Source organism: Thioalkalivibrio sp. ALE21, assembly GCF_003208255.1.
GTDB classification, from domain to species: domain Bacteria; phylum Pseudomonadota; class Gammaproteobacteria; order Ectothiorhodospirales; family Ectothiorhodospiraceae; genus Thioalkalivibrio; species Thioalkalivibrio halophilus.
Genome location: NZ_QKMA01000019.1, coordinates 17874 through 31845 on the forward strand (window position 1 = coordinate 17874; position 13972 = coordinate 31845).

Here is a 13972-nt window from a genome sequence, read left to right on the forward strand (position 1 = left end):
CCCTGAAGGATAGACGTTCGCCCCGGATGCTGTGGTCCGGCCTCGCGGCCGTGGGCTTCGGGGGTCAGGCATCCGCCTCCGCGCGGTGGCGGCGGTACAGGCGCAGGGCCGTCAGGCCGACCAGTGCCGAGGCCAGCCCGCCGATCACGAACACATGCGCGGGGGTGGCGCCGGCCGGGCCGGTGAGCACCCAGAACAATACCGGCGCGACCAGCATGGCGGAGAATGACAGGAAATTGCTGGCGGCGATGAAACGTCCGCGCCGCTCCGCCGGGCTGTGGCCCTGCAGGTAGGCGGTGATCGGCACGATGAAGAACCCGGAGGCAACGCCGAGCAGGGCCATCAGCACCAGGGTGGCCGGGTAGCTGTCGACGGTGAAATACAGCAACGCGCTGATCAGGGCGGCCGCGATCATGCCGGCCGGGGCATGGTGCATGGCGATGCCGCCGCGCGACAGATAGCCGGCGAGGATGCTGCCGGTGCCGATGCCCAGGGCCAGGGTCGTCAGGATGACGCCGGTGGCCAGTTCGCCCAGGCCCAGGTGCAGCTCGGCGAACAGCGGGACATTGAGCTGGTACAGCGTGCCCAGGGCCCAGAACCACGCGATGCCGACGACCACCAGGAACAGCACCCGCTGCGGCCGGATCTCGGCGATCGACTGCACGACGGTGGCGAACGGGTTCAGCCGGAACGGTGCCGGGTTGTTGAGCGCACGGGTGGGGGTGACGAAAAAGCTGGTGACCAGGCCCGTGAGTGACAGCGCCACGATCACGACCGCCGGGATCCACAGCGCCTCGCCGGCGAACTCCATCACGAAGCCGGCCAGCGCGGTGCCGAGGATGATCGCCAGGAAGGTCCACAGCTGGATGTGCCCGTTCGCGCGCGACAGCTGCGCGTAGCGCACGATCTCCGGGAGGATGCCGAACTTCACCGGGCTGAAGAAGGTGCTCTGCAGGCCCATCAGGAACACGGTCACCAGCAGTCCGGGGAAATAGTCGATGATCAGCATGACCGCGGCGGTCAGCAGCACCACGGCCTCGGCCGAGCGGGTGGCGACGATCACCGCCTTCTTGCTGTAGCGGTCGGCGATGTAGCCGGCCCACGGCGAGAACAGCACGAACGGCAGCAGGAACACGAACCCGACCAGGCTGTAGTAGAACGTGCCTTCGCCCTCGGCGACGAACTCGCGCAGGGCGATGAAGATGACGACCAGGCGGAAGAAGTTGTCGTTGAGGGCATTGATGAAGACCGTCGCCATGTGGGCGACGAAGCCCGGCCTGCGGACGTCGGAGGTGTCGGCCATGGGTGCATCCCGGAGGTTTCGCGCACGCGTATCGTTGCAGATTGCAGGCACCGCCGATCTCCCCGCAAGCTCGAACCACCCATATCCGAGGAATCGTCATGAGCCGTTTCGAAGAACGCATCACCCGCCTGGAACAGACCCTGCCGCACGTGGAGCCGGCGGAGCTGGCGCGCTGGCGGGAGGCCGGTGAACCGCTGCTGCTGGTGGACGTGCGCCAGCCGGAAGAGGCGCAGGGAGCGTCCATCGAGGGGGCCGTGAACATCCCTCGGCCCAAGCTGGAGGCCAGCATCGAGTCACATCTGGAGGATCCGGCGCAGCCCGTGGTGGTGTTCTGTGGCGGGCGCGGGCGTTCCCATCTGGTGGCCGAGAGCCTGCGCGCGATGGACATCGACGCGCGTGTGCTGCGCGGCGGATCGGCAGCCTGGCAGGAATATTGCGGCGGGTCGGGTTCCAATCCGAACCCGGGGTAGTCCTCCGTATGAGCAATGTGGTGACAGAAACGACATGAAAACCGGGGCGAGGACTGCCCATAAAGGCAGCCCTCCCGGTCCCCGGACCGGACGTCCTAGAAGTCGTACCGGACCCCGGCGTGGAGGAAGCGGCCGGGATCCGCTGCCAGCGAACTTTCATTGTCGGCATCGAACAGGTTGTCGATCCCGCCGCGCAGGGTCACGTCTTCCCAGGCCGCCGGCGCGTACTCCACGTTCAGACTGGTCAGGGTGAACGAGCGATCCCATTCGTCCCCGGCCACGCGTACCTCATCCACGTAGCGGCTGCGCAGCTGCAGGCGCAGTTCTTTCCTGGGCGTCCACAGCGCGCTCGCCACCATGGTGAGTTCCGGCGTGTCGGTCAGGGTCTCGCCGCTGTCCCGATCGATCGCATCCATCCAGGTGCCCCCCAGGCGCAGCTCCACCTGCGAGTTGAAGTCCGCGCCCAGGCGGGTCTCCACGCCGCGGGCGCGGGCGTTGCTCACGTTGCGGAACGTGCGGTAGTCGCCATCGCCCTGGGTCTGCGCGATCCGGTCATCGAACTCGGTATAGAACAGGCCCACGTCGTAATGCCCCGTGGTGGTGTCGCTCAGGCGCAGGTCGCCGGCGATGCCGAGCTCGGCATTGCGGCTGGTCTCGGGTTCGAGTTCATGGCGCGTCTTGCCGACAGCCGGATCGACGACATGGGCGCCCAGCACCCGCTGTCCGCGCGGGTTCAGGGTGTCCACGTGGAACGAACGCAGTTCCGGCAGCTTGAACCCCTCGGCATACTGCACGCGCAGCCGGGCCTCGGGGGCCAGGCGATAGACCGCACCGGCCTGCAGCGAGGTGTTGTCGACCTCGGTGGAGGTCTCGTCGTGGCGGGCGCCGTAGACCAGATCCAGACGGTCGCTGACCGCCCATTCGTGCTGCAGGAACACCCCGCCGACCCACTGGTCGTCTTCCGGCTCGTGCGCCGGTTCGCGGTCGCGGTAGGTCTGGTGCTGGTGTTCGAAGCCGGTCAGTACCGTGTGGCGGGCGTCGGGCCGCCAGGTGGCGGCGAAGTCGTGGACGCGGTCGGTGAAGGTGACCTCGCGCGGACCGAATTCGCTGTCCCCGGTGGTATCAAAGCCGAAGTCCGCGGCCTCGAGGAAGGTGTTGGAGCGGTCCATCTCGAACTTGCTTTCGTAGACCTGGTAATTCAGCTCCAGGGTGTCGGTCACGAACCATTCGGCGGCCACGGCCAGATCGCGCCGGTCGCTGTCCTCGCTGCGCTGTGCCGGGAACTGCAGGGCGCGCACCGGATCGCCATTGTTGTTCGTGTAGCCGGTGGCCACCGGCGGCCGCTCGTGCAGGAAGCGCCGCTCGCGCTCTTCGCGCAGCAGGCCGGCCTCCAGCTCCACGTTGAAGTCGTCGGTGAACCAGTGGCTGACGCCGGCGCGCAGGTTGTAGACCCGCGCGCTCTCGCGGCGGTCCTCGTCGAAGGCATAGCGGTCCTGGATCGCGTGGTCATCCTCCAGCGCGCCGGACTCCGACGGCCGGACCCGGTCGCCCTGCTCGGCGATGCGCACGTCGGCCGTGGCGTCTTCGGAATAGGCCTCGCGGTCCAGCACATCCGCCAGCAGCCGGAACCGGGTGTCGCGGGTGCCGCCGCCCAGAAACAGCGAACCGTTGATGCGCTCCCCGCCATCGGCGCTGGCGGGCATGCCGCTCTGCAGCTCCACGCTGCCTTCGAAGCCCGCATCCGGCTGGCGGGTGATCACGTTGATCACGCCGGCCACCGCATCCGAGCCGTACACCACGCTGCCGGGGCCCTTCACGATCTCGATGCGCTCCACGTGGCTGACCGGGATGCGGTTGAGCTCGAAGCCCCGGCCGGACGTGCCGCTGATGCGGCGGCCGTCCAGCATGTAGACGATGTCGGCGCGGCCGCCGCCGCGGATCGAGAAGCGGTTGCCGTCGGCACCGGTAAACAGGCTGGATCCGGCCTGCAGGGCCTCGTCCAGCATGGTCGCCCCGCTGCGACGGATGTCCTTGCCGGTGATCACTTCGGTGGAGGCGGGCGTGTTCTCCACCAGACGCTCGGTGCGGGTGGCCGCCGTTACGGTGACCTGTGGCAGTACCCGTGCGGAATCGTCGGGGTCTTCTTCGCCGGTTGCCGGCGGTGCCGCCAGCAACAAGGGCACGGCCGCGGCACCGCCCAGCAGGGCCGCGGGAAATCTCTTCTTCGGGAACATTGCGAACTCTCTTTGCGCACCGCCCGTGCGCCGTGGTCGTGGGTGTCGACCGCGGGGGGCGGGCGTGCGCCATCGTCGGCGCGTCGTGAACCGATGCGCAGCGATGCCGATCCGCCCGGTGATACCGCTCCCCGCGGTTCTCCGTTGTCCTCCGGGCCGGTCTCCGGGCTCGCGGGCTGGAGCCGTTGGCTCCGGGGCAGACCACCTTCCCGCGAAGCACGCCCTGAACGGACGCGTTCTTCGCAGTGGTTCGCATGGGTCTGCCGTGACCCGCCTACCGTTGCGGGGGCAGCGCCGGACTTGTGCGCAGGTCGAGGCCGGGCACGCACCGGACTTCCCGTTTCACTCGTCGTCGGGATGGCGACGAAGCACCCGGGGGAGGCGAAATATTAGTGAGAACTAATGTGTTGTGTCAAACCAACAGTGTCCGGGTGACCCACGGTCGCGGCCGCGGCCAGTGCCTGGCATGTGGTTTGCATTGGGATCCGTTCGGATGGATTAAAAAAGGGCCGCCGGGTCGGTGCGGGGGGCACCGAGAGCCGACGGCAAAATCCAGAAGAGATGGAGGAGAGAAGGGGCCAGGGGGCCCCTGCATGGCGAACCGACGCTGAGCTGCCGTCGACTCGACAATGGGAATTATACACGGCCGCAAATTGGAATCAATCCATATTCGAAAATTTTTGGAGATGGTTTTTCCCTTCTGACAGTGACTTGCGAGCGTTCGGGTGTCACGGGTGGCATTTTCGGGTATTAGCAGCTGCCAATATTCGCAGTTCAGAGCGTTACCGGATCGGCGGCATCGGCATGTGGCCGCGTCATGGTGGGAAATACGAGTTGGCAGGGAGATTGCTTCTTCCGGGCAGGATCATCAGCAAGAGGCCGACAGACCATGACGATGCACCCGAGAATGATCGATTGCGGCGGTCACCTGGACGCCGAAGCCCGCAAGCAGCACGAGCGTGAGCAGGCGGTCTTTCAGCGCCTGCTGGAGTCCCACGACGCAATCCGGAGGGAGCTGGAGTTCATCGAGGGGGGTACCCGGACGGTGACGACGGCAACGGACCCTGAACTGGCCGCGTTACTGCGCGTTCACGTCCCGGAGCTGCATCGGCGGCTGCGCGAGAGCGCCCACCTGCGCGATCGTGATCCGCTGTATCGCACCCTTTTTGCACAGCGCGGCCGCATCGAAGTGCACGTGGAGGAGCGGCCGGATGGCGTGGTCGTGGACGAAGTCAGCGAAGATCCGGATCTGGAGCAAAAGCTGCGGCAGCACGCCACGCTTGTGAACACCTTTCTGCTGGCGGCCCGGGAGGTGGCCAGCCAGTATCCGCCGATGGCGGATGAACCGGTTTCCGAACGGATCGGTCAGGTGGCCTGAACGGAGACGGAATCGCGGGGCCATCGCCCGGGCAGGGTGGTGTCCCGCCGCAGTTGAGCCTCTCGGGTTGCCCTTGTCCTTCGGTTTCTTCGTTTGCGAAAAGCCCGAAAACCATCTACATCGACAGGTGAACTACACCAACCCCGGAGGTTGAAGATGACCCGTTCAATTGGAGCTGCACTTGCAACGGGGGCCCTGATGGCGCTGGCCGCCGCACCCCTTCACGCCGATTCGGCCACGTTCAACACACCCAGCCTGACACCCGAAATCGCGACCAAGGCCGTCGAGGCCGCGGTAGATGCCTGTCGTGATCGCAACGCACAGGTGACCGCGGCGGTGGTCGACCGCTTCGGGACGACCCAGGCTCTCAAGCGGGATCGGTTCGCCGGTCCGCACACCGTTGGCACTGCACAGAGCAAGGCCTGGACGGCGGTCAGCTTCCGTACCGATACGCTGGAGCTGCGCGATGATGCCTTCCCGGGCGAGGTCAGCTACGGCATCCAGCACCTGCCCAACGTCACCATCCTCGGCGGCGGCGCTCAGGTCACCTCCGACGGGCGCATCGTCGCGGGCATCGGGGTGTCGGGCAGTCCCAGCGGCGAGGTCGACCACCAGTGCGCCATGGATGCGATCGACGCCATCCAGGACGATCTGCTCTGACGGTGCATCACCCGGCCCTGCCCGTACCGGGGAGGGCCGGCTTCAGCGGCGCTTCTTGCGCCCGCGCCGGCGGCGGCCGACCTTGACCCGCTCCGCCGCCGCCTGCAGATGCGCACGGGCCTCTTCCGGCACCCGGCGCGAACAGCGCACGCGAACGCCGTCGCGGCCACGCACCGCGGTGATCCTGCCGCCCTGCAGCCCGTGGCGGCTGACCACCTCGCGCACCGCGTGCAGGAAATTGCGCGGCGGATCCCCGCGGGTGGTGTGTACGCTGCCGTCTTCTCCGATCACCACGCTGAACAGGATGCTCACCTGCCATACCAGCAGAACGGCGGCGATGATCAGAAAGCCGATCATCAGCAGAAAGGCGATGAACATCATCAGCGCAGCACGAAGACCGAAACCGGGAGGCGCCGGGCGAGCTCACCCGCATTCGAACTGATCAGATGCAACCGGTCGGCCACGCCCGGGATGTGCGAGGCCATCACCACCAGATTGGCATCCAGTTCCTTCTGCGCCTGAGCCAGCTTGTCATCCAGCTCCACCGCCACGTCGTTGCTGTGCATCAGCTTCGAGTCGGTGCGAATGCCGTGTTTCTCGCCCTGTTCGCGGGCGAAGTCCGCCAGATGCCTTGCCATTTCCTCCGGGGTCCGGGCAGCACGGTTGGCCAGGCTCCCCGAAACCGTTACGTAGTACACCGTGGCGTCGTACTCCCGTGCCATTCTGGCCGCGATTTCGAGGCTGTTCTGCAGCTTGTCGGTGTGTTCGAGATCCACCGGGATCATGATTCGTTCAAACATGGTTGCTCCCTTAACGGTTCGGTCGGCCCGCCCGACCTTTCAGCCGTATAGCAGATTCCGGCGCGGCGGGGCAGTCGGCTGACGGCCACGGTGATATGGTTTCACAGTTTTCGTCCCGGAGGATATGCGTTGGCAGCGGAAACAGGGGGCGGGGAAGACCCGTACAAGGTCCGGCTGACCCCGGCGTTCTCCGTGCTGGTGGGAGGGCACCGCGGGCGGCGCCTGGAGCGCAACTGGCTGTCGCACGGAGATGCCGAAGCCCGGCGGGCCAGTCTGCAGGCCACCCTGGAGCGGGTGCTGCGGCGGGTGTACGGCGCGGCCGCGGAACGTTTCGCCAGTACCGATGCGGTGTATGCGGACGTGTCGCCGGTGATGCGGCTGATCACCGGGCGTGCCACCGGAACCAACGAGCTGGCGCGATCCGCGGCCGCGCGCCTGGACGTGGACCTGCATTTGATGTCCACCAGCCCCGAGACGGCCGGCGAGCCGGGAGCGCATGCCCGCCGTGGCGTGGTGCTGGGGGCCGAGCCCGTTCATGGTGCGGAGGGCCCGCCCGAGTCGGTGCACCGCCTGCGGGATGATCTGGCGCTGACGTTTTCGGACATGCTGGTGGCCGTGTGGGACGGTCAGGAACCCCACGAGGTCACCAGTGGCGCGGGGCAGATGATCCGCGACGCGGTGATGCGCCGACAGGGGGTCCTGCTGCTGTATCTGGACCCGGAGCAGGACACGCCACAGCTGATGATGCTGACGGCGGCCCGGGTGACCGACGCGGCGCTGACCCGCCTGGACGTGATGGAAGTGACCCCGGCGGCGCTGCTGTCGCTGTTCGACCCGGTGGAGCTCGACTCCCGCCGGATCGACGAGTGGCTGGAACGCATCCTGTGTCCGTTCGCCCCGGCCCTCGACGAGACCACCACCGAGAACCGCCTGATCCGGCGGATCGATGACCAGGTGGGGGTGGGGCACTACGTCGTCTGGTGGGGGCTGTGGCTGCTGGGTCTGGCGGGCGTGACCCGACGTCGCCGGCGCCCGCCCGGGTTATGGAACTGGGTGACCGGCAGCTGGATGTGGCTGCACGCGATGCTGGAGCCCCCGGCGCGCAGCCAGCCCTCGCGCGTGGTGGAACTGCTGCAGACCGATGCCCGCGACGAAGTGCGGCGCCACTGGCTGGTGAACCGTCTGCATGCGGCATCCTCCGCGCTGGCCATGCTCGACCTCCCCGGAGCACTGCGGGCCCTGCGCCCGCGGCCGTGCCGGGGCAATCGCTACAACGCCGTGCGTCCGAGCCCCGAGCGCGAGGCCGAGCACCCCATCCGCGAACCGGCGTTCGAACACTTCTTCAATTGGTCCGACGAGCAGGCGAGCATTTTTGCCACGCGCCACCAGGACGACACCTGGATGATCTACTACGCGGCGGCGATGGCGGTGTTCGCCGCGGTGGCCGGGGCTCTGCAGGTGTGGCCGGCGGCGCCCGGCGAGGTGCCTTATTTCTGGATCGCGGTCGAGTTCGTGCTGCTGCATTTCATCGTGCGGCGCGTGCTGAAGGCCCGCTACCGCGATCACCACGGACACTGGATCCGTTTTCGCTTCCTCGCCGAGCAGCTGCGTTATCTGCGTCTGGGGTATCCGTTACTGGTGCTCCCGAAGACGTTTTCCGCACCGTACTGGCGGCCGGAGAACCGCCGCCCCGAGGGCCGCCCTCTGGAACTGCATTCGGAGCTGGAGAGCGCCGAACTGTGGGTGCTGCAGCGCCTGCTGGTGGCCGAGGGCATGCCGCAGGACCGCCGTGGCCGCGTGCCCTACCGGATGAGCGAGCACAACGAGGCGGCGCTGGATTACATCCACGACGTGCTGGCCGAGCACCGCGAGTATTACCGCCGCTCGGCCCACAACCTGGAGATAAACCACAAGTACCTGCACCGGCTTGCGTTCACGCTGTTCTTCGCGACCTTCCTGGTGGTCACGCTGCACTTCTTTTTCCACTTTCCGTGGAGTCTGTTCTTTACCGCGTTCTTCCCCGCCTGGGGCGCGGCCATCCACGGCATCCTCGCGCAGAACGAGGTCGTGCGCATGTCGGCGATGTCCGGCCAGGTGTGGCGCCAGCTTCGTACCCTCGAGGAGGCCTTCGCCCTGCACAAGCAGGTGCAGGAGGACTACGCCGTGGAGCAGACCCGCTGGATGCGCACCGAGGAACTGCGCGAGCTGGTGGGCGCGGCGACGCACATCCTGTCCGACGCCAACCGCTACTGGCGTTCCCTGCTGCGCCACAACCAGGCCGACCTGCCGGGCTGAATGCATGCCGGGCGCAGGGGAATAAGCCGGCCGGCGCGGGCGTCAATCATCCCGATATCAGTTCTTTGCAGCGCAAAAGGTAAACCATGCGATCACTCTTCCGGACCCTGACCCTCACTCTCCTGCTGGCCCTGGCGGCCGGTCCCGCAATGGCCGAGAAGGCCGACTTCCTGGTCAATGCCGACTGGCTGGAACAGCACATCGACGACCCGGACCTGGTGATCCTCGAAGTACGCTATCACCCGCATCGCTACTACACCGTGGGGCATATCCCCGGGGCGGTTCAGGTACAGCGGTTCAAGGATCTCGGCGACAACAGCCGCAATCCCATCATGCATTTCCCTTCGCGCGAGCAGTTCCAGGAAAGCCTGCGCAGCTGGGGCGTCAATGACGACTCCACCATCGTGCTGTACGACGATTCGGTGACCGCGCTCGCAACCCGTGTGTACTTCCTGCTGGACCTCTACGGTTACGATATGGACCGGGTGAAACTGCTGGACGGCGGTACCAACGAATGGACCGCGTTCAACACGCTCTCTACCGATGCGCCCGAGGTCGAGCCCGGCAACGTGACCCTGGAAGAAGCCAGGGACGACCTGGTGGTCGAGTGGACCGACATCTACGATGACGTGGTCGCGCGTCGCGACGATGACGTGGTGCTGCTGGACTCCCGTCCGAATTCCCACTACACCGGCGAGACCGTGGTGGGCGCGCCGCGTGGCGGGCACATCCCGGGTGCGATCAACATCGTCTCCCTGGATGGCGCCAACGGCCAGACGCACCTGTGGGACACCATGGACGAGCTGGAGGAGCTGTACGCCGATCTGCCGCGCGACAAGACGGTCTACGCCTACTGCCACGACGGCTTCCGCCAGACGATGGCCTACATGCAGCTCAAGGCCCTGGGGTTCGAGGACGTGCGCCTGTATGACGGTGGCTGGGCCCACTGGGGGCGTGCCAAGTCCCTGCCCGTGGTCGAAGGCGACGAGCCGCTCGGCGGCGACTTCAGCCTCTGAGGCCTCCGCTTCGGGGTCAGCAGGTGGCGTCAAGGACGGTGTAGCCCCCGGCGCCACTGTTCCAGGATCTCCAGCACGGGCTCGATCGCCGGCGGGGTGTCCGTCAGTGGTGTGGGTACCAGCAGGCCGCGGTGCGAGCCTTCCACGACCAGTGGTTCCGGGTGCCCCTCCAGGGCCAGGGAGTCGACCGGGACCACGCCGTCGCCCAGGCCTTCGCCGGTCTGGTCCAGCCAGTCGGCGATGCGGCGGGGCAGCTCGGGGGCGTCCAGCTGTTCCCCCATCTGCTGCAGGCTGCGTTCCATTTCGGGCGTGGGTTCGGCCAGCACACCGCCGATGATGCGTACCGGAATGTCGTCGGGCCACGGGCGGGCGTTGAGCTCGGCCAGGAACCGGCTGTCCGGTCGCAGGTCGATCTTGGCCGCGCCGGTTCCGTCGCGCAGTCCGGCGAACAGCGAGAACCGCTCCTCGCGGATATCGGCGAACCATTCGCGCAGCTCCAGCCACATGCGCAGCCGGGCCCATTCCGAGCCGTGGTTGGGCGTGGCGATCAGGATCACGCCGTCCACCGGCGGCCCCTCGATGCGCGGCTCGCCGTCGGCCGGGTGCCGCCAGCGGGTGATGAAATCGCGGATCACCAGTCCACCCATGGAATGGCCGATCAGGATGACCGGATGATCGGCGTCCAGGTCTTCCCAGTGTTCTGCCAGCAGGTCGGTGCTGCGGTCAATGGCCTGGTCGTTGGGGTAACGGAATTCGACGGGATTGAAGCCGGCGGTGTCCATGGCGGTGGCCAGCTCGTCCCAGATGTTGCCGGGCTCGTCCAGTCCGTGCAGCAGGATGGCATCCGGAGCCGCGGAGTCCGGATAGCGCTGCGAGCGCGGGATGAAGCCGAGCAGTTCGTCGGGCAGTTCCATGGCCTCGGGGAACCACTGCTCCAGGCGGTCGTGGACCTCCACGCGCAGTTCCCGCTCCTGCTCGGGCTGAAATTCGCCCCAGAGCGCCCAGACCCCCAGAGCGAACAGGGGCAGGGCGATGAGGATCAGCAGGGTCAGCCGCAGACGACGCTTCATGGATGTCTCCTGCAAACCGGGGGCCCGGTTCTTTTCATGGTAGTGGTCACCTCATAACGTGCGGGCGTTTTCCGTGTCTATACTGGGATCCGCGTGCCGCCATGCCACGCCGAACGCCAGCCGGGGGTCGAATGCCGTGAACGATACAGAACGACAGCCCGTACTCCCCGCGACCTTCGCCGGGTCCTCGTCCGTGCCGGTGGGCGAGATCGCACAGCGCGATCTGGTGCGCTGTGCCCCGGATGAGAGTGTCGCGGAGGCGGCGCGGCGCATGCATCGGGCCCGCTGCAGCTCGGTCGTGGTCGTGGGCGAGGACGACCGCCCGCAGGGCATCTGGACCGAGCGCGACGCCCTGCGCCTGGATCCAGCGCGGGTGGAAGAACGCGACCGCCCCATGGCCTCGGTGATGACCTCGCCGGTGCGCAGCGTTTTCGGCTCGGTGTCGGCGACCGAGGCCCACGGCATCATGACCGAAGCGGGCATCCGCCACCTGCTGGTGATCGACGACGACGGCCGGCCCTTCGGCATCATCTCGCAGACCGATCTGGCGCTCAGCCACGGGGCCGAGGCCTACCTGCGCCTGCGCGAGGTGGGCACGGCGCTGGGGGGCCGCCCGCTGCGACTGGAGGCAGCACAGCCGTTGTCCGATGCGACGCGCGCGATGTCGCGGGCCGGGGTGGCGGCGGCGGTGGTGTCCTGGGCCGACGACGGGCCGCCGGGCATCCTGACCGAGCGCGACGTGGTCCGCCAGCTGATGTGCGCGGCGGAGGATCCGTCGGTGGCGGAGGTCGCCAGTCGGCCGCTGCTTACGGTGGATACCGAGGAAAGCCTGTTCCGCGCGCGCCAGATGATGCTGGAGCACGGCATCCGCCGCCTGGGGATCACCGATCCGGAATCCGGCGAGGTGCTGGGGCTGGTGGGGTTCGCCGAGCTGCTGGCGTCCACCCAGTCGCGGTTGCTGGAAGAGCTGGGCGAGGCTCTGCGCCAGGCCCGCGACGAACTGCGCCTGGCGCGGCGTCAGGAACGCCGGTTCGAGGAGGTGCGCAAGCGCGCGCCGGTGGGGCTTCTGATCCTCGACTCGGCGGGCATCATTCAGGATGCCAACCCCATGGTCGGCCGCCTGCTGGGACGCGATCCGCTGACTCTGATCGGCTGCCCGCTGGCCGATCATCTGCCGGAGCAGCCGGCGCTGTACCGCGCGCTGGACGAACTGCAGGCCGGCAACGACGAGGAGCTGCGCCTGGAGCTGCGGCTGGAACACCCGACCCGGAAAGATCGCGAACAATGGGTGGAGGTCGCGGCCTCGGTCTTCCGCGAGGCGGGGGATACACCGCACATGGTCAGCATGGTCCTGGCCGACATCAGCGACCGCGCCGAGCGCCGCGCGCTGGAGGCCGAGCAGCGGCTGCTGGCCACCGCCTTCCACACCACCCATGCGCTGCTGATCTGCGACCCGGACGGGCGCATCGAGCGGGTCAACCCGGCCTTCACCGAGACCACCGGTTATACCCCCGAAGAAGTCATCGGGGCCACGCCGGCGATCCTGTCGTCCGGGCGGCACGACGCGGAGTTCTACCGCGAGATGTGGACCCGCCTGCAGGCAGAGGGCCGCTGGCAGGGCGAGGTATGGAACCGGCGGCGCAACGGCGAGGTGTATCCGCAGTGGGAGTCGATCACCGCGGTGTACAACGACGCGGGCGAGCTGGAGCACTACGTGGCGGTGTTCCATGAGATCACCGAACAGAAACGCCTGGAGGCGGAGCTGGAGCGCTTCGCCACCCACGATCGCCTGACCGAGATCTATAACCGGGCCAAGCTGCACGCGCTGCTGGAGCAGGCTCATGCCGAGCGGGAGCGCTACGAAACGGCGTTCTCCCTGATCATGTTCGACGTCGACCATTTCAAATCGGTCAACGACACCTGGGGGCATCTGGCCGGGGACAGCGTGCTGCGCGAGCTGGCTGACCGGGTGCGCACGGTACTGCGTTCCACCGATCACTTCGCGCGCTGGGGCGGGGAAGAGTTCCTGGTGCTGGCGACGCATACCGACGCCGAGGGTGCCTGGACCCTGGCCGAACGCATCCGTCGGGTGGTCGAGGACAAGCCGTTCGAAACCGTGGGCGGGGTAACGGTCAGTCTCGGGGTGGCTGGTGCGGAGCGGGGAGAGAGCCTGCGGCGGCTCGAGGAGCGCGCCGATCAGGCGCTTTATCGCGCCAAGCGTGGCGGGCGCAATCGGGGGTGTACGGCCTGAGGGCCGGCCTCCCACCGTTCCCCCGCCCCGTAGGAGGCCAGCCCCCTGGCCGATCGGGGCCGACGACCCACCGGGGCAAATCGGCCGGAGGGCCGGCCTCCTACCGTTCCCCCGCCCCGTAGGAGGCAAGCCCCCTGGCCGATCTGGCGCGGGAGATGGGCCGGACGGGGAATCGGCCGGAGGGCCGGCCTCCTACCGTTCCCCCGCCCCGTAGATACCGTGTCTCGCTTACTGGTTGCAACCGGTGCTACAGCGAGGTTGGTACGGCTGCTGCGACTTCAGCACACCGAAGGCGATGTGGAGCAACTTCCGCATTGCGGCGCCGATCGCGGCCATCTTCGCCTTCCCGCGCCGCAACAGGCGCTGGTATTGATCCCGAACGTCGGCGTTGTGATGCGCGGCGGCGATCGCTGCCATGTAGAGCTTGCGTCGCAGACCGCTTGACCCCGTCTTCGCCAGCCGCGGTTGCCGCTGGATCGAGGTGCCCGACTCCTG

The 13972-nt window shown here is 67.5% G+C and carries 12 protein-coding genes and 1 riboswitch; of the genes, 6 read left to right on the plus strand and 6 right to left on the minus strand.

The genetic code is table 11. The features are described from left to right. Window positions 1-64 precede the first annotated feature (64 nt). Window positions 65-1303 (minus strand): MFS transporter, encoded by a 1239-nt coding sequence (locus D893_RS12025; protein ID WP_077244864.1) that lies wholly within the window; start codon window positions 1301-1303, stop codon window positions 65-67. Window positions 1304-1401: 98 nt separating this feature from the next. Here D893_RS12025 and D893_RS12030 point away from each other — a divergent pair, with 98 nt between their 5' ends. Further along, on the plus strand, window positions 1402-1773 hold the full coding sequence (locus D893_RS12030) for a rhodanese-like domain-containing protein (RefSeq protein WP_110619913.1): 372 nt from the start codon (window positions 1402-1404) through the stop codon (window positions 1771-1773). Window positions 1774-1868: 95 nt separating this feature from the next. Here the strand turns inward: D893_RS12030 and D893_RS12035 are convergent, their stop codons facing one another. After that, window positions 1869-4007 (minus strand): TonB-dependent receptor, encoded by a 2139-nt coding sequence (locus D893_RS12035; RefSeq protein ID WP_110619914.1) that lies wholly within the window; start codon window positions 4005-4007, stop codon window positions 1869-1871. A 136-nt stretch (window positions 4008-4143) separates the two neighbouring features. After that, window positions 4144-4398: riboswitch (cobalamin riboswitch) on the minus strand. 516 nt (window positions 4399-4914) lie between these two features. Here D893_RS12035 and D893_RS12040 point away from each other — a divergent pair. Both D893_RS12040 and D893_RS12045 read left to right on the plus strand, forming a co-directional pair. Further along, complete coding sequence (locus tag D893_RS12040; RefSeq protein ID WP_110619915.1) at window positions 4915-5385, plus strand: hypothetical protein; 471 nt, start codon at window positions 4915-4917, stop codon at window positions 5383-5385. Window positions 5386-5541: 156 nt separating this feature from the next. Further along, window positions 5542-6045, plus strand: a complete 504-nt coding sequence (locus D893_RS12045; protein ID WP_110619916.1) for a heme-binding protein — start codon at window positions 5542-5544, stop codon at window positions 6043-6045. 42 nt (window positions 6046-6087) lie between these two features. Here D893_RS12045 and D893_RS12050 read toward each other — a convergent pair whose 3' ends face one another. Then, complete coding sequence (locus D893_RS12050) at window positions 6088-6426, minus strand: DUF3634 family protein (RefSeq protein WP_018947879.1); 339 nt, start codon at window positions 6424-6426, stop codon at window positions 6088-6090. After that, window positions 6426-6845, minus strand: coding sequence for a universal stress protein (locus D893_RS12055; protein WP_110619917.1), 420 nt, complete (start codon window positions 6843-6845; stop codon window positions 6426-6428). The genes D893_RS12050 and D893_RS12055 overlap by 1 nt, the downstream gene beginning before the upstream one ends. 129 nt (window positions 6846-6974) lie before the next feature. Between D893_RS12055 and D893_RS12060 the strand changes: the two genes are divergently transcribed. Together D893_RS12060 and D893_RS12065 are read left to right on the plus strand one after the other, a co-directional pair. Then, on the plus strand, window positions 6975-9140 hold the full coding sequence (locus D893_RS12060; RefSeq protein ID WP_110619918.1) for a hypothetical protein: 2166 nt from the start codon (window positions 6975-6977) through the stop codon (window positions 9138-9140). Between the two features lie 86 nt (window positions 9141-9226). Next, window positions 9227-10156 (plus strand): rhodanese-like domain-containing protein, encoded by a 930-nt coding sequence (locus tag D893_RS12065; RefSeq protein ID WP_110619919.1) that lies wholly within the window; start codon window positions 9227-9229, stop codon window positions 10154-10156. Between the two features lie 29 nt (window positions 10157-10185). On the opposite strand, the gene D893_RS12070 is transcribed toward D893_RS12065, so the two are convergent. Next, a complete protein-coding gene (locus tag D893_RS12070) occupies window positions 10186-11226 on the minus strand; it encodes an alpha/beta fold hydrolase (RefSeq protein ID WP_018947882.1) in 1041 nt (346 codons plus the stop codon). 136 nt (window positions 11227-11362) lie between these two features. Here D893_RS12070 and D893_RS12075 point away from each other — a divergent pair, with 136 nt between their 5' ends. After that, window positions 11363-13477 carry a diguanylate cyclase gene (locus D893_RS12075; RefSeq protein ID WP_246863924.1) on the plus strand — a complete coding sequence of 705 codons (2115 nt, stop codon included), beginning with the start codon at window positions 11363-11365 and terminating at the stop codon, window positions 13475-13477. 228 nt (window positions 13478-13705) lie between these two features. On the opposite strand, the gene D893_RS12080 is transcribed toward D893_RS12075, so the two are convergent. Further along, window positions 13706-13972, minus strand: a 267-nt coding sequence (locus D893_RS12080; protein ID WP_146220552.1) for a transposase, incomplete at its 5' end; no start/stop codon positions are given.